Annotated in this window: 15 protein-coding genes; 6 read left to right on the top strand and 9 right to left on the bottom strand. The window is 67.2% G+C overall.

From position 1 onward, the window contains the following. Positions 1 to 112: 112 nt before the first annotated feature. The gene (locus ACIGKQ_RS17995; protein WP_058253245.1) at positions 113 to 772 is read left to right on the top strand and encodes a hypothetical protein; all 660 of its coding nucleotides are present in this window, start codon (positions 113 to 115) and stop codon (positions 770 to 772) included. An 80-nt stretch (positions 773 to 852) separates the two neighbouring features. On the opposite strand, the gene ACIGKQ_RS17990 is transcribed toward ACIGKQ_RS17995, so the two are convergent. Then, complete coding sequence (locus tag ACIGKQ_RS17990) at positions 853 to 1923, bottom strand: DUF6924 domain-containing protein (protein ID WP_058253244.1); 1071 nt, start codon at positions 1921 to 1923, stop codon at positions 853 to 855. Between the two features lie 274 nt (positions 1924 to 2197). On the opposite strand from ACIGKQ_RS17990, the gene ACIGKQ_RS17985 reads away from it, so the two are divergent. Further along, positions 2198 to 2854, top strand: a complete 657-nt coding sequence (locus tag ACIGKQ_RS17985) for an MspA family porin (protein WP_058253243.1) — start codon at positions 2198 to 2200, stop codon at positions 2852 to 2854. A 64-nt stretch (positions 2855 to 2918) separates the two neighbouring features. Further along, positions 2919 to 3230, top strand: a complete 312-nt coding sequence (locus ACIGKQ_RS17980; RefSeq protein ID WP_396574622.1) for a hypothetical protein — start codon at positions 2919 to 2921, stop codon at positions 3228 to 3230. A 67-nt stretch (positions 3231 to 3297) separates the two neighbouring features. On the opposite strand, the gene ACIGKQ_RS17975 is transcribed toward ACIGKQ_RS17980, so the two are convergent. Further along, entirely contained in the window at positions 3298 to 3711 is a 414-nt protein-coding gene (locus ACIGKQ_RS17975; protein WP_139114230.1) for a hypothetical protein, read from the bottom strand. 148 nt (positions 3712 to 3859) lie between these two features. Here ACIGKQ_RS17975 and ACIGKQ_RS17970 point away from each other — a divergent pair, with 148 nt between their 5' ends. After that, entirely contained in the window at positions 3860 to 4753 is an 894-nt protein-coding gene (locus ACIGKQ_RS17970) for a hypothetical protein (protein WP_139114229.1), read from the top strand. Positions 4754 to 4767: 14 nt separating this feature from the next. Here the strand turns inward: ACIGKQ_RS17970 and ACIGKQ_RS17965 are convergent, their stop codons facing one another. The 5 genes from ACIGKQ_RS17965 to ACIGKQ_RS17945 form a co-directional block, all read right to left on the bottom strand. Next, the gene (locus ACIGKQ_RS17965; RefSeq protein WP_058253240.1) at positions 4768 to 5070 is read right to left on the bottom strand and encodes a hypothetical protein; all 303 of its coding nucleotides are present in this window, start codon (positions 5068 to 5070) and stop codon (positions 4768 to 4770) included. 50 nt (positions 5071 to 5120) lie between these two features. Then, positions 5121 to 6953: an Hsp70 family protein gene (locus ACIGKQ_RS17960; RefSeq protein ID WP_058253239.1), complete on the bottom strand. Its 1833-nt coding sequence runs from the start codon at positions 6951 to 6953 to the stop codon at positions 5121 to 5123. A 30-nt stretch (positions 6954 to 6983) separates the two neighbouring features. Continuing rightward, positions 6984 to 8408, bottom strand: coding sequence for a GTPase (locus ACIGKQ_RS17955; RefSeq protein ID WP_058253238.1), 1425 nt, complete (start codon positions 8406 to 8408; stop codon positions 6984 to 6986). After that, positions 8405 to 10231: a dynamin family protein gene (locus ACIGKQ_RS17950; RefSeq protein ID WP_058253237.1), complete on the bottom strand. Its 1827-nt coding sequence runs from the start codon at positions 10229 to 10231 to the stop codon at positions 8405 to 8407. The genes ACIGKQ_RS17955 and ACIGKQ_RS17950 overlap by 4 nt, the downstream gene beginning before the upstream one ends. An 85-nt stretch (positions 10232 to 10316) precedes the next feature. Beyond that, complete coding sequence (locus ACIGKQ_RS17945; RefSeq protein WP_058253236.1) at positions 10317 to 10712, bottom strand: DUF4189 domain-containing protein; 396 nt, start codon at positions 10710 to 10712, stop codon at positions 10317 to 10319. A gap of 317 nt (positions 10713 to 11029) precedes the next feature. On the opposite strand from ACIGKQ_RS17945, the gene ACIGKQ_RS17940 reads away from it, so the two are divergent. Both ACIGKQ_RS17940 and ACIGKQ_RS17935 read left to right on the top strand, forming a co-directional pair. After that, the gene (locus ACIGKQ_RS17940; RefSeq protein ID WP_058253235.1) at positions 11030 to 12283 is read left to right on the top strand and encodes a hypothetical protein; all 1254 of its coding nucleotides are present in this window, start codon (positions 11030 to 11032) and stop codon (positions 12281 to 12283) included. A gap of 18 nt (positions 12284 to 12301) precedes the next feature. Then, positions 12302 to 13513, top strand: a complete 1212-nt coding sequence (locus ACIGKQ_RS17935; protein WP_075862431.1) for a hypothetical protein — start codon at positions 12302 to 12304, stop codon at positions 13511 to 13513. 93 nt (positions 13514 to 13606) lie between these two features. Here the strand turns inward: ACIGKQ_RS17935 and ACIGKQ_RS17930 are convergent, their stop codons facing one another. Next, a complete protein-coding gene (locus ACIGKQ_RS17930) occupies positions 13607 to 13879 on the bottom strand; it encodes a hypothetical protein (RefSeq protein ID WP_139114228.1) in 273 nt (90 codons plus the stop codon). A 261-nt stretch (positions 13880 to 14140) separates the two neighbouring features. Further along, entirely contained in the window at positions 14141 to 15181 is a 1041-nt protein-coding gene (locus ACIGKQ_RS17925) for a helix-turn-helix domain-containing protein (RefSeq protein WP_368072899.1), read from the bottom strand. Positions 15182 to 16221 lie beyond the last annotated feature (1040 nt).

Genomic DNA, 16221 nt, shown 5'->3' with positions numbered 1-16221 from the left:
CCAGATAGACGCGGATTCGGGGTCGCGGCGATCGTGGGCGGGAACATTCCTCATTCCTGGTGGCAACAGATTCCCGACACGCTCACAGACCGAGTTCGAAAGAGGACGCACCATGTCCGGTACCCCCAGAAGCGACGCCCCCATCATCAGCCCCGACGAGCCCTACAACCCCGACGCCACCCCCGCCGATGCGCCCGCCCCCGCCCCGGAAGCCGCCGACGGCCCGGCCGGCCAGGTGGTACACACCACCGACGACGCCGGCAACGCCATCGACGTCCACTACGACGAAGCCGGCGAGGTCGTCCTGGTCGAGGCCGACACCGATGGTGACGGCCATGTCGACACCGCCGCGGCACCGACCGCCGACGGCGGCGCCGTCATCGCCAGCGACCTCGACAGCGACGGCGTCGTCGACGAGGTCGCCCACCTCAATGCCGACGGCGACCTCACCCAGGTCGATTCCTACGAAGACGGGCAACTGGTCACCCAGACCCTCGACACCGATGCCGACGGCGCACCCGACACCCTGCTCGTCGACACCAACGCCGATGGGGCCATCGACGCCGTTGCTGTCGACACCGACGGCGACGGGCAGTTCGACGCCGTCGCGCTTGACACTGACTTCGACGGCCAGGCTGACGTCTACGGCCAGGACACCGACGGTGACGGCGAGCTCGACCTCTACAGCGACGACACCGGCACCTACAGCGACACCCCGGACGCCCCCGAAGACACCACCCCCGGTGGTCACGACAGCGACGCCCTCGTCTGACCCCCGCCCGAGGTCAACCACAGCGATGCCCGACCCCCAGGGGTCGGGCATCGCTGTGTGTGGGCTTGACGGCCTCGGCGTCAGAATCCGCGGAAGATGCCGTCGGTGTCGGCGGCGCCGACGAAGTCGGCGAAGTCCATGTTGGCCAGGGCGAGGTTGTTTTCGATCGACCACATCGCAGCGGGCACGACCCGCACGCTCCGTTTCGAGGTGTCCTCGCCGTCGAGATTGATGGCCAGGATCGGGTGGTCGGGGTGGGACAGAGTCTGGGTATCGCACAGGAACACGTAGAACGGCGGCGGTTCCCCGATCGCGTGCGCCAGCTCGTCGACGGTGATGTTGTCGTAGGTGGGGTCGTCGACCAGGGTGAGATCGGCAGAGAACCCGTCGACAGGATCGGGGGCCAGCGCCGCATTCGCCACCGTCGTCCACCCTTCGGGATCGCTGAAATCACCGCGGATCAGCAGGGACAGGCCTGTCAGATGGTCGGCGTCGAGCGGCCCAGACACCGAGGTCGCAGAGTCGGCCGCCACGGCGGCGTCGATGCGCTCTCGCACCTCGGCGGGCTGGGCCGGGGCGTGTGACGCGGCCGGAGTGTTGCGGCCGGTCGGCGTGTAGCGGATGACCTCGAGGCCGGCCGGCCCGGGGATCGGCCAGATGTCGACACGCACCTGCACGACGGGATCGGAGGGTCGCCGGTCCCGGCAGGACACGCGAACCATGTTCCATGGACCAAAAATCGTGTGCACCAGAGGCTTGATGCGCTCGTGTTCGCTCGGCGACGACCACACCAGAGGCTGCATCGTCACAGGCAGGTAGCCGAATTCGGCGCCACCTTGCTCGACATGGACCCAGCCGTCGGCAGCATCCAACAGGGTCGGCTCGGCGTCGTGAGTGATGAGGTCGACGACCACCGGGGCCGGCGCATCAGGGATCAGGAACGTCAACTCGGGAAGCCGCGGCGGGTCGAACCCCGGCTTACCAGGTTCGTAGCTGAGCGTGTAGTTCTTGGTGTCCTGGATGCCGATACTCAACCGATGCTGGCCGGTGTACCAGCTCTGATAATGCTCTGGCTCGAATGATGCGAATGCGCCAGTGAGAGCGATGAAATCAGCCGTACGGTGTTCGTACTGCACGTGCTCCAGCTCCACAACCACTCCTCGTTACTGTCGACCCCCACAGCACGCTCTTCTAGCGGCTGCCCCGCCGCCACCCTAGGGCCGAACGGGCGGCGATCACGCCGACAACACACCCGCCTGCCTAACGGCGTTGATCCTGCATCGTGCTGCCGGGAACATTCTCGGTTCTCCGAGGCAACCAATCCTCAGTTGCTCACGCAGAGCACATTTCTCGCCCCGATGAACGAGGCGGGACTGCCAGCACAGGGCGCGGCGATTCGCTGCGCCAGGACCAGAGGACACTCCGATGAACAAGACCGCCATGACCATTGCCGTTGCCGCCGTGTCGATGGGCGCCGTCGCGAGCGGGTTCGCCGCCGGCACCGCCGAGGCCCAGCCGGGGCATCAGCGCAGCTGGGTCACCGACGACGGCTGGAAGGCCTCGATCGCCTCCACCCACGAGAAGGTGCAGAAGGTCGCGCCGCTGTCCTCGGTGCCGACGTCGCGGGAAGCGTTCATGTCGATGCGGGCGGTGTCCACGCTGACGCCGCCGGCCGGGCAGGCCGGAGCAGCGATCACCGGTGAACTCGAGGCCGGGTACATGATCGGATGCGCGGTGCAGCTGGAATCGGTGACCGGCAGTGTCGGGGCGAGCCTGGGCATCGGTGGCAGCGGTGGTGGTGGTATCAGCGCGGCCGGACCCAGTGGAAACCTGTCGATCAGTCCGCAGGCCCTGCTGCAGCCGAGTCTGTCGGTGACGATGTCACCGGGCAAGATCACCACCGTCACCTTCGACAAGAAGGCCGTCGGCGCCGGACGCGCGTCGACCACCACCCGCGAAGGCCACATCAGCATCGACGGGTGCGCGGGCCCGGTCGCGGTCCGCTCCTACGCCATCCTCAAGACCAGCACCCCGAAAGCCAACGACGGCAACGCCGTCTACGGCCGCGTCGTCTACCTGTAAACCAATCGGCCCCAAATCTGCTGTTCGGCGGGAACATTCCACCACCCCAGGAGCAACCCATTCTATGGACGCACAACCCGTGCGCCTCGCACGATCTGCGACCGCAGACGTGCAGAACACCGAAGCCCAGCCAAAGAGCTGGCATGACGAAAGGAACACTCAGATGCGAGTAGGTAAGGCGCGAGTGCGTAAGACGATTGGGTCCACCGTGGCGGCCGTCGCGGCGGCCGGTGCACTGTCGCTGATGGGCGGCGGGCTGGCCTCGGCAGCCCCGATCGAACTGCAGCACGGCGACGACGGACTGACGACCTACGACTTCGGTATCGACGGCCAGGACGTCATCATCGGCGGCACAGGCAACTTCACCTGGCCCTGACCGCCAGTCCTGGTGGCCTGAACCGATGACTGCGGGTGGACGTTCGGCGTCCACCCGCAGTTCTCGTTCAGTCGGTCGTCGCCGACCAGTGCCCGACATACCGGTGCCGTGACGGCAGCGCCGAACCGAGATGGGCTGCAGCGTCGGCAAGGATCGGCCACGGCTCGACGAGCTCGCCCTGCCAGCATGCCCACGGCACCGGACCCGGCCCGAGAACATCGCCGAGCAGCGGGTGGCGGCTCCGCGCAATGCTGTCGGCGGTCTTCTCCACGGCGGCCACCAGGTCCCATTTGGTCACTTCGGCGACGTAGCTGGGCAACTCGGCCGTAGCCTCGGCGACGGCGTCGACCGAGCCTCGCTCGGTCGCCACAATGTCGGCGGCACGAGCGGCTATCACTTGCGGACGAGGTTCGACGGCCATACCGTCCGGCTGGACATTTCGGTAGCTCAACGGCATCGAACCTCGATCGTTCGCATCCACGCCAGCAGCGTATCGCCCGCTCCGGGTGTGTGCAGACGGCCAATCGTCTGCACGCGCCCACACCTACACTCACAACCCGGCAATGCGTATCGGTCGCTTCGTCACCCCCCTGCCGATACACGGACGATCCCAGGAGGCCACGCGCAAGATGGCTGATCACGTGTTCACGACTCTCACCGAGCCCGTCTTCGAGCGCGACCCCGACGGTGGGTTCACCGTCTACGACATGGTGTTCGAAGACGGCGACGGCGGGTTGTGGGCCTACCCGGGTCACACGTCCGAAGACTCGCGGGTTGATCCGGCCAGCTGGGCGGCCCAGCATTCGGTTCCCGCCGGCCGGATCGGACCGGTCGGTCCGGGGATCGCACCTCAGCAGTGGCCGCGCGATCCGACGACGGGGATGCCGATGATGCACATCATCACCCTGTGGCTCCCCGACCACTTCCGCCGACACGGCCCTGACCTCCCAGGAATTGCGCTTTTCCAGGGAGCCGGCGAGGCATTCATGCCGCTACCCGACACCCCCGATCCGGCCGATCCGTTCATCATCGACCTGCACCATCACCGCCCCCACCCCCAGCAGATTCTCCTCACGGACATCCTTGATCTCTACTTCGCAGCCATTTGGCTCACCGCCGATGAACTCACTCAGATCGGCTCACCACCGGCAGACCGCCGACGTCCCGGAGAACATGCCCACGACGGACTGCCCCGCCATGCGTGGAACCACGACGACCCGCCGATGCTCGTGCGCCTCACGCCGCGCCGCAACGACCCCAACGCCGGGATCGCCCCCGTCGAACGTGACGCCACCACAGAGACTCCGTACCTCAGCACCTGGGGCGACGGCGACTCCCACGACTGGGCCGACAGACTTCAGTGGTTCAATCACCTCGGCGGCACAGTCTTTCCCTCCCAGTGGATTCCCGACGGACTCACCCCGTACTATCTCGACCTGTTCGAACTTCCCGGGATGAACATCGGCACCGGCACCCTCCAGTACGACCTCGAATCGAACGTATTTGACTGGGCCTGTGGGTAACTGCCGTTTCAGACTCACAGAACCCCGTCGAATACCAGGCCTAGCCAGATGCAATCGGCCGCCAGGCCGAAGGTCAGCCCCGACCAGAACGCGATCTTCTCTGCCGGATAAGCACCAGCGATAGCCGCAACGAGGAAGCCGAAAGCAACGAGCCCCAGCGGGAATACGACCACGATGAGGTAGTCCGGGAGCAGGAGCGCGCAGGCCGCGAGAACCAGTCCGGCGATCGCATAGGAGGCGTAGCGCGGCCCGTCATCGAGCTGGGCGATCCGACTGGCGACCGCACGGACGATCGCGCGCTCGATCGACTTCGTCATTCCAGTCCTTCACGGTGGGCTTGCCCGATCACGTCGACACCTCTGCGCACTCAGTTGATGAGGCCGGAGCGGGTGAGGAAGGTACGGGCATTCTCTACCGAGGACAGCTCGGCGACCGAAAGGATCACTCCGGTACCGGTGTTGGCGTAACTGATGTCGTATTCGTTGTCGCTCAGGCTCGGCGCGATCTCGGCGGCCGCCTGGCGGTTGGTGTCTTCGACGACAGTGCCCTTACCGGCGCTGTAGACCCCGTTACGCAGGTTACGAACCTCGCGGGCGGCTTCGTTGTCGTCGACGTTGATGTGGATCCGCAACGAGGGTGAGAGGCCGCCCGCAATCTTGAGGCCACTGAAGGTCCCGTTCTCGTTGAGGGTGCAGTCCAGCTTGAGCGCGCCGTTGTCGGTGAAGCTGCCGTTGGTGCAGTCGGTGATCTGGGATTGCAGGGCGCCGGGCAGTTGCTGGCGGATTTGGTCAGGGTCGGTGAGGATCGGCCCGCCGTCTTCCCCGGTGGGCCCGGCGGCGGTGGTGTCGGTGCCCAAGGTTTGGGTGGCCTGGGGTGCATCGGTGGGGTCGTCGTCGCTGCCGCTGGCGGTGGTGACGATGGTGGTCACGATCGCGGCGGCGGCGATGACGGCGACCGCGGCGGCGCCGATGCGCAGCCAGCGTCGCCGCGAGGAGGTGGGCTGGGCTGGTGAGCGCAGGGTGCGGGGTTGGGTGTGCCAGGTCGGCATGAGGTCGGCGGCTTCGGGGATGCCGCGGGGCTGTGTGGGCGCCGAGTCCGCCAACACGGTGAGCAATGCGCCCTGGGCGACAACAGTTTTGGGGTCGTCGAGGGTGGCGACGGGACCGAGTTCGCCGAGGCGTTGCTGGATGAGGGGGATGCGGGAGGACCCGCCGGTGAGGTAGAGGGCGGTGAGCTGGTCGGGGTGGGTCAGTCCGGCGTCGGCGAGGGTGGTTCGGGTCAGCTGGACGGCGGCGTCGACGGCGGGGGTGATGAGTTCGTCGAACTCGTCGCGGGTGATCTGCAGGGTGGTGCGTTCACTGGGGCCGGGCACGGAGATGGTGGCCGACGGCGTTTCAGACAGCAGCTCTTTGGCCTGCTGGATGGAGTCCTGCAGGGACTGGATGGCGTCGATGGGGGCGGTGCGGCGCAGCCAGGCGGCGTGGTCGGGGTCGCGGTCGGCGAGGCGGTCCTCGACCCAGCGTTGCAGCAGGGCGTCGAAGTTCTTGCCGCCCAAACCGTTGTCGCCGCGGGCGGCAATGACCTGGAAGGTGTTGGTGGGGGTGACCTCGAGGACGGCGATGTCGAGGGTGCCGCCGCCGAAGTCGAACACCGCGATCCTGGTGCCGTGTTGCAGGGCGTGGGAGCGGGAGTAGTGCCCGGCCGCGGCGCGTGGTTCGGAGATCGTGGTGATCCGCTCGGCCGGGATGCCGGCAGCCCTCGCGGCGTCGGTGAGGACCTGGATCTGTTGGGGCGCCCACGCTTCGGGGTGGGTGAGCACGACCCGGTCGGGCATGGTGCCGGCGTGTGCGGCGACCCCGCGGCCGATGATGGTGCGCATCACGGCGGCGACGAGGGCGTAGATCGGCAGGGTGTGCCCGTTGGCTGCGACGGCCGGTTGCGCACCGATGAGGCGTTTGGGTGAGGCGATGAACCCGGCCGGGTTCTGCGCGGCGGAGTTGAGGGCGGCACCCCCGACGAGGACAGTGCCTGCGGTGTCGACGAACACCGCCGAGGGCATCAGGTTGCTGGCGTGGGTCAGCGCGAGCGCTTCGATGCTGCGGCTGGTGGCGCCCGAATGCGCGGCCGCCGAGTTTGAGGTGCCGAAGTCGATCGCCAGCGACCAGGCGTGGGGGGCAGATGTCTGGGTGGCAGATGTCATGGTGTCGGATCGTCCTGTGCGGGAGGGGTGTCAGTGGCCGGCGGCCAGAGCGGTGTAGGTGCGGATGAGGGTGACCAGGGCGGCGTCCTCGGCCGCCGACCGGGTGGCCAGGCTGCGTTGCTGGGCGGCGGCCAGGCGGCGGTGGGCTTCGGCGGTGACGGCGGCCGGTGGTGGGTGGCCGTCGAGGCCGACGCGGCCGGCGGGGGTGGTGGCGGTGAGGATGGTGCGCAGTTCGTCGGTGACCGCGGCGTCGGGGTCGACGTCGAGCATGCGCTGGTAGTCCTCGAGCACGGTCACCGCGGCCATGGCCGGGTCGGCACGTAGACCGGCGGTCAGGGTGCGGATGTGGTCGCGGGCGGGATGGGTGAAGGCCAGTTGATCGAGGCGGGCCAGGATGCGGTGGGCGCGGTGCAGCACGGCGAACCGTCCGGTGGCCGCGGTCAGGGCGTGGCGCAGGGCGGCGATCCCGGATCGTTCGGCCAGCCAAGTGCTGAGCGCTGCGGCGCCGTCGGCGGCGACCCGGCGACCGTTGAGAGCACCGTATTCGCCGAGCAGGGCGAGCAATTCACGCCGGTCAGCCGGCGGCACTCCCCCGCTGGCAGGGTCCTCGGAGTCGAAGATCCGCAGCACCTCTAGCGGCGGGACGTCGCGGAGCTGGGCGAGCAGCGCGGCGTGGCGTTCGGTCAGCATGCCGGTGTGGCTGGTTTGCGCCATCAGCCCGGACACCGGGACGATCGTGTGGACGATCCCGGCCAGTGGGCCGGCCATGGCGGCGGCGTGGGCGGCGGCGTGGGTGAGCGGGTCGCGGCGGCCGAAGGCGCCTTCGCCGAAGGAGTCGGCGCGCGAGAGCACCCCGAGCATGGTCAACGGGGTGAACGGCAGCCGGTGCAGGAACTCGATCTCATCGACGCGGGGTGCGGCGTCGAAGAGGAACACCGCGGCGTCGGCATCGATGGAGGCGGTGCGGGTCTGTTCGAAGCCGTCGATCATCACCCGGCGGGTGGCGGCGTCGTTGGCGGCGGTCAGCGTCGACAGGCCGGGGGTGTCGATGAGGGTGAGTTCGCGCAGCGCCGCCGAGGGCAACCACCGGTCGACGTAGGCGACCTCGGCCGACGGGATCGGTAACTCGATCCCGGCGCCGGGGCGCAGCGCGGCGCGGTGGCGGGTGCCGTCGAGGGCGAGGACCTCTGCCCGCGACGGGGACCCGTCGCGGTAGACGGTGACGACGTTGGTGGCCTCCAGGGCGGCGGTCTCGGCGACCGGGGCGCCGATCAGCGCATTGACCAGCGTGGATTTGCCCGCTTTGAGCCGGCCGACGACCACGACGCGCGGCGGTGACCACAAGATGGTGCCGATCGCATTAGCGTGGTCGACGCAGTCCCCGCCGAGCGCGGCCAGCTGATGCAGCCCACGGTCGAGCGTGGTGTGCACCGAAACTGGTGTCCCGCTGCTCATGTCGGGTCTCCGTCGAGGAGTGCTTGGGCGGCGGTGATGCGTTTGTCGACGATGGCCAGGTTCGAGGTGAGGCGTTGGGTGGATTTCTCGCGGGTGGCGGCGTCGGCGGCTGCGGCCTCCTGGACGTGGGTGATGGTGGTTTGCAGCTGTTCGATGGTGGCGCGCAGGTGATCTCGGTAGCGGATGACGATGTCGGGGCGGGCTTGGGCGACGGCGCTATCGAGGAGTCGGCCGGTGGCGGTCTTGGTGGCGGCCAGGGTTTCTCGCAGCCAGGCCAGCAGGTTGGTTTTGCCGGCGCGGATCGCCCGGAAGCTCAAGTTCACTCCGACCCACACCGCGCCGATGACGGCGCCGACGCCCATCAGCGCTGAAAGCCCGACAAGCCCGCCGAGGGTGGAGGACCCGACCACACCCATGGTCAACAGGGTGGGGTCGAGCAGCCCTTGGCGTTTGCTGGTGACCTGGTGGGTTTCGATCTTCTTGTCCTGCATCGAGGCGACGATGCGGTCGCTGATCTGTTCCCACACCGTGGGGTCGTCGGCGAAGCGTGGGGTGATGATCGTGTCGTGCAGCTCGTGCAGGAACCCGGCGAGGGTTTCGGCCATCGCCATCTGCAGATCGACCTGCATGTCGGCGGTGAACTTCTGTTCGCTGCGCCGCAACACGGCCATGCCGTTGCTGTTGATGTAGGTGGTCCACTTCTCGCGCACCCCATCGAGGCGGCGTTCGAGGTCATCGACCGCTGATTGCCGCAGCAGGGTCAGGTCCCGGGCGAGATATTGCTCCCATTGGCGGGATTGGGCGTGCAGGTCGGTGAGCCGGTCGCGTTCGGCGGTCAGGTCCGGCAACGCCTGAGCGCCGGCGCTTAGCGCGGCGAGCTCGTCGGCGATGGTCGTGCGCACGGTGCGCAGCCCGTCCAGACAGGTGCGGACCGCATCGAGGTGCGGGGCGGCCGCGGCGGCGTCGAGTCGGTCGGTGATCGCCGCGCGCAGGGTGGCGATCCCGGAGTCGGCCTCGAGGCGGTGACGCGCCTGCGGGTCGGGGGTCTCGGCGGCCAGGACGGCGAGCAGACTCGACACCCCGATCACCGGCACCACCCGGCCCAGGTGCTCGGTGATCAGCCGCTGGTTCTCGGCGACGATCGCCCGCCAGCGTCCCAGGTGTTTGTCGGTTTTGGTCACGGCCACGACGACGGCATCGACGCCGGCGGTGGCCTCGCGGACGAAGGTCATCTCCGGGGCTGTGATCGGGGCGGAGGCATCGCAGACCAGCACCAGCACGCACGCCTGCTGGGTGGAGTGCGCGGCCAGTTTCGCCAAGCCGGGGTCCAGGCCGCCGACACCGGGGGTGTCGATAAGCGTCATCTCGGCCACCGCCGCCTCGCGCAGTGCGATCGCCGCCGCAGTGGGCAGCTCCTCAACGCTGCGATCACACACCATGCGCCCGCCGGTGGTCACCCAGTCGGTCAGCTCGCCGATCTCGGCCGGGCGCGGACCGGAGGGAAAGAACAACTCGGCGGCATGGGCGACGGGCAGATCACCGGTGGTGGTGACCGACACCGCGACCGAGGAGGTGACATCAACGCCGACCGGGCATAGGTCGCGGTAGCCGACCAGGGCGTTGACCAGGGAACTTTTGCCGCGCTGCACCTCGCCGGCCACCACCACGGTGCGCTGCGGCGCGCGGTGCAGTTTCGTCTCGGCGAGGTCGGCGACGGCGTCGTGTTTGTAGGCGCGCAGCACTTTTCCCGCCTCAGCCACGACCGCCGCCGCGGCCGCGTCAACCCCCGTCTGGGGTGCTGCGGGCGCGTTCACGCCGACCATCGTCTCGTAGCGGTGCCGCCGTTCCCCCGACCGGTCATGGAAAGCATGCTGGTCGACGCGGCAGGGCAACGCAAAACGGTGGGTGTCAGGCGCCGGCGGTGCAGGCCCAGATGATCGTGCGGGACCCCGGCCCGGACTCATTCGCCGCGGCTACCTCCGCGGACCGTCGGGTCGGGGCGTAGGCCCACCCCCACCGCAAGGTGCGGGGCTGCTGGGTGACCGCACCGCAGTTGCGGGCCATCTGCACCACCCACCGGCAATCCGACGCCCGGCATTTCGCTTCGGCGGCCCGCTTGGCCGCCGACGCGGTGGCGTAGTTGATCGCATAGGCGGTGTTGCCGGTGCGCTGGGAGATCGCGATCGCACCGTAGACGTTCTCGGCGGCCTGGGCTGGTGCCGGCGCCACCAGCAGCCCAGCACCAGCAGCCACCACGGCCAGAGCGGTCACCGCCGCGCGCACACCACGAGTCGAGATAGGCATCAAGAGGGGGCTCCTCATCCGGGAATCGAGAACGCCTCGACCCTAAAGCGCGTGTCCCACGAGCTGAGGGGTCGAGACGGGTGGTTTCGACCGTTCGAATGGGGCACCGACCGCCCGATGTCAGACCCGACTGTGCAGGCACGACAGCGGGCGCACTATTCTGCAGCCGAACAAGAGGATCGTGCAGATCCGGGTTTCGGGGGAACCGTTCGGGGTTCGCGCAGCAACACACTGGAACAACACCAGTGTGCAGCGGTGGCCCGGGTGAGGTCGTTGGTCCTCCGCCGCAGGGGCTGCAGGAGAGAAACGAGACCCTGATGAAGCGTTGGTACCCACTCGCGGCCGCAGCCGCGGTCACCGCGGGCATGCTGGCCGCATGCTCAACCGGCGGCGAACCCGCACCCGAATCCTCAACAACCGGCAGCGCCGAGCCGACGGTCGATCTGGCCGCCCTCGATCCGGGCGCCTACCCCACCGAACCGCGCCCACCGTTCGGTGTTGCCGACGACTCACAACTGGTGCAGGTCGAAAGCCAGCGGATGGCACAGTTCATCGTGGTGCCCTTCGAGGTCGACCCGGACCTGACCGCCCCGGACAAATCCAACGCACCGATCACCAGCCGCCGCAACCTGGTGCCACACATCAACGCCGACGCGGCGGTGATCCCGGCAAACGACGCACTGCTCGGCGGGTTCTCGTCCCTGTTCACCACCGCGCCGACCGAACGTGACAACCCGCGCGGCCTGCACAACATGGTGCTGCGCTACGAAACCGCCGCTGATGCCCGCGCCGCCGCGCAGCAACTCGCCCAGGTCAGCGCCCGCCAGCAGAACAGCCCGGTCACCAGCCTGCCGGGGGTCGAGGGTGCCTACGCCCTCGAGACCACCCGCAACGACAAGAGCTACTTCACGACCTACACCCCGCACGGGGTGTACGTGATCTACGAGTTCGCCTCCTCCCTGGCCGCCCACTCCGACCAGCTCGAGCCGATGGCCCGCAAAGCAATCACGTTGCAGTCGGCGCTGATCGACCAATTCCCGCGCACCCCCACGGCTGCGGAGAACGCCGCCCGCGGCAACGGCGGAGGATTCCAGCCGCCAAAGATAGACGAGAACAGCATCCTCATCTACGCCCTGCCCTACACCGACACCGAGATGGAAAACGGCATCACCGGCCGACCACAGCAGAGCATGCGCGCGGTGTACGGGCCGCGTGGCTTGTCGCACTTCTCCACCGACCCGGCCGGCATCTTCAACGACCTGCGTGCGGCCGGCTCGACCGCGAACGCGATCGAGCGTTCCATCGTCTACCGTGCCGACACCAAGGAGCAGGCCGCCACGCTGGCCGCTACGAGCGAAGCCGACGATCAGAAGATCGACGCACCGCCCGGGCTGCCGGCCGCCAACTGCTCTGCCCAATCCAGCGCTGACGGCAAGTACACGATCTATCACTGCAAGGTGCAGGTCGGCCGCTACGTCGGAGAAGTGCAGTCGCCCAACAAGACTGACGTCTACCAGAAAGCCGCGGCTCAATATCTGATCCTCACCAAGGCCGACCAGAACGCCAAGTAGACGGGACGAGAGGCGACGATGACGCGCAGCTACCTCGGTCGCTCCATCGCCGCGGCCGCGGCGGTGACCGCAGTGCTGGCCGGCTGCACGGTCGACGGGCAGCCCAGCTCAGCCACATTCACCGACCCTGCCGTGCAGGTTGATGCCCTCGACACCGGTGACTACCCCACCCGGGCGCGAGCCCCGTTCGGGCGCGCGGTCACCGACCCCGAGCGGGTCGAGGCGACCCGGATGGCGCAGTTCGTGCTGGCGCCGTTCGAGGTCAATCCCGATCTCACACATGGGCAATGGCCTGTCGGCGAGTTCGACGACGCTGCCGGGATCGGGCGCGCGGTCGTCCCGGGCGCGGCCGACGTTCCGGCCAACGCGGAGTTCATCACCGGATTTGTCACCACCGCCGACAACGGGGATGCCAACGTCGGGGCTGCTCGTCACCTGCTGCGGCATGCGGTCCTGAAATATCGCAACCCTGCCGACGCCTCCGCCGCCGCTGAGCAAATGAGTGCCGCGGTCGCCGAAATCGACAACAAGCCCATCGTGCCGCTCGACGGGGCGCCGGGCACCCGAACTGTCATCCAAGATTTCGGTGCGTCCACAGCGATCCTGGCTGTCACCGCTCACGACTCGTATGTGTTCTTCGATCGGTACTACGGCCCCACGACGCAGTTCCGCAGCGGAGAGTCGTTGGTGCGTATGGCCAACGCGATCACTCAGCAGAAGATTTACATCGACGAGTTCACGCCCACCCCCGACGGTGAAACTCCGCTGATCGACCCCGACGCCATCCTCATCTACGCGCTGCCGTTCACCGCGGCCTACCTGCGGGCGAACCCCGACTCCCCTGACCGCGGAGCGGTGTACGGGCCACGCGGCATCGCCCACACCAGCACCGACCCCGTCACCGACTTCGAGGTGCTGACCAAGATCGGCTCGGATGCCAACGCAGTGGAGAACTCGGCGGTCTTCCGCGCGGACACCGCCGAGGGCGCGCGCACCTATCTCGACAGCTTCCTCGGGTCCAACCGCACCCGAGGCTGGACCGGCGCCGACAACCCACCAGGCTTGCCCACCGCCACCTGCCAAAAGCACCCAACAAGCCAAGCACACAGCTGCGCACTGACTGTCGGGCGATACGGCGCCCAGGTCATCGGCAACACCAAAACCGATGCTCACCAACAAGCCTCGGCCCAATACCTGATCCTGACGACCGCCGACCAACGAGCACACTGACCGACGACATCGCACACGTCGTCGTCATCTCCCCGCAGACAGAGGTGCCCGGACCCGCCACCGCGGGTCCGGGCACCGAACCCACCCCGAATGTCAGGGGCGGAAAACCTTCAACTGCCCAGCGTCACCGATCGGATCACCGTAGCCACGACGAGTGAAGTCGTCGTTGCCAACTGGATCGCCGTACTCCGCACCGAATTTGAAGGTGAAGGGCTCCTGACTTTCGGTGGCACCACCATGCACATGGTTGATTCCGAAGTCCGAAACCCACGGGCCCGTCGCCGCGGTCGCGACACCCGCTCCGAGGCCCGCGAGGCCCGCTGCAAGCACAGCGCCGGCGAGCAGACGAGTCGAAGTTGTTGCCATAGGTTGGTTCTCCAATCGGGTGAGAGGTGGCCGCTGCGGCGACCCTTACACCCGTCAGTTGCTGTGTAGTCACCTAAAGGTTCCCGAGTTTCGACGCCCGACACCCGACACCCGGCCGATCATCAACGGCCCGCCAACGGAGGTGTGCCAGCGTGAGCAGGCGTCCAATCCGGCCCAGCACTATCTCTTTAGACCCCGCGGGAACTTCGCTGTGGCGTGATGTCGGACTGTCACGCAGAGTCCTGATGATCGCGGTGACACCTAAGCAGCGTTACTTGTCTGCATGTGACTACGCACCAACGAACGAGCCAACGGATAGTCGACCTTCCCGTTGGGCCGCGTCGGGAACCGCCCATACCGTGTCCGCGAGGGCGCTGCGATTGGCAGTGCGATCGCTTGCGGATCCGTTGCCACTCTGCCCGGACCTCGATACCTTCGCTTCCCTCTTTGCTTTCGCCAGCTAAGTTCTTCATCCCACCAGTCGCGAACCAGTCGATCGACGAGATGGCTCTGTGCCCGTCGGACCATTGCGCCGTAAGATCCGAATGCGACGGCTACTTCGTCCCACCTATCCCTGGAGGGAGTCAGTAGGTTCAGCTCCCGGAAGTAGCGAAGCCACGCACGGACGCACCGGCTGGAGTAACCCGTGGCACTCACAAGACCGATCACGGATACGTGACCACCCTGCCAGGCTGCATGGATCCTCTCGGCGATTCCGCCTAGACCTTCTCGCCAAACCCAGATGTCGTGGTGGGCATGGTGGAGTCGCAGGGTGGAGCTGGCAAACGGGGGGCGTGTTTCCCCTTGTGTTGCAGCTGTGTCAAACGCAACATGTGCGAGCTCCCAGGTTGCCGACTCTGTCCCCTGCGCCTCAGCGACTCGTCTGATCCAGCCTTCTGCCTGGAGGCGGTGAAGTGCCCTCGATGCTGTTGCGGCGTGAACGTTAGCGGCTTCGGCTAGCCGGCGAACGTCGATGTTCACGGTCGTTGTGTGCGCCTGAGCGCACACAACGAGGAGGCTGTGCAGGACCCGTTCAGCACTGGCCCACCCCTTCCGTGCCCAAGTTGCGGGATCTGAGTTCGCTGCAGCGAAGACAGCCTCAATGTGAGTGCGGACTGGGTCGTCGACGGTGTGGTCGCCTTGCGCTCTTGGCCACGCTGTCTCGGCAGCAGTACGCAGTGCTTTATGCCATTGCGTGAGGGCGTGCGCCTCGTTCTGGCGGAGGTCTTCGCGCAAGCGGACGAGTCCAGGCTTGTGCAGATGTTGAAGCACATCAGTCCAACACCAACCGCTAGCGGCCATCCCGAGCATGATCGACCACGCGTGTGACGAGCGATCGTCGGCGGCTGTGAGCCGCGTGGCTAGGCGCTCAGCCGTAGTTGAGGATAGTTCGGTTCGCGCGCGATCAACCCGTGTGGCAGGCCCCTGCCCGACCAGACGTAGGCCGATAGTCGTAGTGCGCTGCGTGGAGTTTTGCCGCGCGGTTGTTGGGAACCTCGCTATCAGCCACTCAGCTAGGTCGGGTGGCGCCGGCCGAGCCTGCATGTCCCTGACGGCGTTGCCCAGTTCCCGTCCGGTCAATAGTGGCGTCGCGTTGCCGCCCGACCGGTGCACAGACCCGGGGATCCGAACTGCGCCCGACACGGGGTTGGTAAGCGGAGAGATGTCGAGGGTTGGAAGGTGCGCGCGCAGCCTACGAGCAAGGTCGGCGACTTTCTCCGCGGGTATCCCTGGGTCAATGACGCGCACCCAGATGTGCCGCCCTCCTGAGGGCCCCGACTGCACTTGCAGGTGGCTCACACCCAAGTCGGTTAGGACGCCGGTAAGTACGTTGGCATCCACAGCAACGGCCTCGGGACCGTACGGTCCTGCATCCAGGTCGAATGCGAGCAGCGTGTACCGGGAATGGCGGTCCGCTAGATACGTCGCGATAGGCACCGGTGGCATTCGTTCTGGCCATGGTGCTGATCGGTATCTGTGTTCATTTGTTGCGTCGACACGCACTGTGGAGCGGGGCGACCACTGCCTCCATTCACTCAGCATGTCCACCCACTAGTGGGTGAGTGCTGCGGACGAATGCAGTCGATTCCCCGCGTGTGGTTGTGCGACACGCGGAGCACAGGGATTGCGGGCACTCCTAGAGGGCGCACGCTACCCTGAGATCTGTCCGGCAAGACAGTCCCTTCGGGGATGGGCGAGAGCCCGTGAGACCGAGCTGGTAACTCAGTCTCGAAACTTCAGATCAAGGACCCTCCGACTGGTAATCGGGGGGTCCTTGTGTTGGACCTCGCGCGTTATTCAGATGTCAGCGTTCGGAAGGTTCGGAGGCTCCCTTCTGGGTT

It is taken from the genome of Gordonia sp. NPDC062954, from assembly GCF_044543825.1.
Taxonomy (GTDB): domain Bacteria; phylum Actinomycetota; class Actinomycetes; order Mycobacteriales; family Mycobacteriaceae; genus Gordonia; species Gordonia tangerina.
This window is presented reverse-complemented; position numbering and strand designations above follow the sequence as displayed.

What these genes read in the sequence shown, in the direction of transcription:
- ACIGKQ_RS17970 (WP_139114229.1), top strand. Translation starts at nt 3,860, where the DNA reads ATGGCTGATCACGTGTTCACGACTCTCACCGAGCCCGTCTTCGAGCGC.
- ACIGKQ_RS17960 (WP_058253239.1), bottom strand. Translation starts at nt 6,953, where the DNA reads ATGACATCTGCCACCCAGACATCTGCCCCCCACGCCTGGTCGCTGGCG.
- ACIGKQ_RS17965 (WP_058253240.1), bottom strand. Translation starts at nt 5,070, where the DNA reads ATGACGAAGTCGATCGAGCGCGCGATCGTCCGTGCGGTCGCCAGTCGG.
- ACIGKQ_RS17950 (WP_058253237.1), bottom strand. Translation starts at nt 10,231, where the DNA reads ATGGTCGGCGTGAACGCGCCCGCAGCACCCCAGACGGGGGTTGACGCG.
- ACIGKQ_RS17980 (WP_396574622.1), top strand. Translation starts at nt 2,919, where the DNA reads ATGGACGCACAACCCGTGCGCCTCGCACGATCTGCGACCGCAGACGTG.
- ACIGKQ_RS17995 (WP_058253245.1), top strand. Translation starts at nt 113, where the DNA reads ATGTCCGGTACCCCCAGAAGCGACGCCCCCATCATCAGCCCCGACGAG.
- ACIGKQ_RS17940 (WP_058253235.1), top strand. Translation starts at nt 11,030, where the DNA reads ATGAAGCGTTGGTACCCACTCGCGGCCGCAGCCGCGGTCACCGCGGGC.
- ACIGKQ_RS17985 (WP_058253243.1), top strand. Translation starts at nt 2,198, where the DNA reads ATGAACAAGACCGCCATGACCATTGCCGTTGCCGCCGTGTCGATGGGC.
- ACIGKQ_RS17930 (WP_139114228.1), bottom strand. Translation starts at nt 13,879, where the DNA reads ATGGCAACAACTTCGACTCGTCTGCTCGCCGGCGCTGTGCTTGCAGCG.
- ACIGKQ_RS17955 (WP_058253238.1), bottom strand. Translation starts at nt 8,408, where the DNA reads ATGAGCAGCGGGACACCAGTTTCGGTGCACACCACGCTCGACCGTGGG.
- ACIGKQ_RS17935 (WP_075862431.1), top strand. Translation starts at nt 12,302, where the DNA reads ATGACGCGCAGCTACCTCGGTCGCTCCATCGCCGCGGCCGCGGCGGTG.
- ACIGKQ_RS17925 (WP_368072899.1), bottom strand. Translation starts at nt 15,181, where the DNA reads ATGGCCGCTAGCGGTTGGTGTTGGACTGATGTGCTTCAACATCTGCAC.
- ACIGKQ_RS17945 (WP_058253236.1), bottom strand. Translation starts at nt 10,712, where the DNA reads ATGCCTATCTCGACTCGTGGTGTGCGCGCGGCGGTGACCGCTCTGGCC.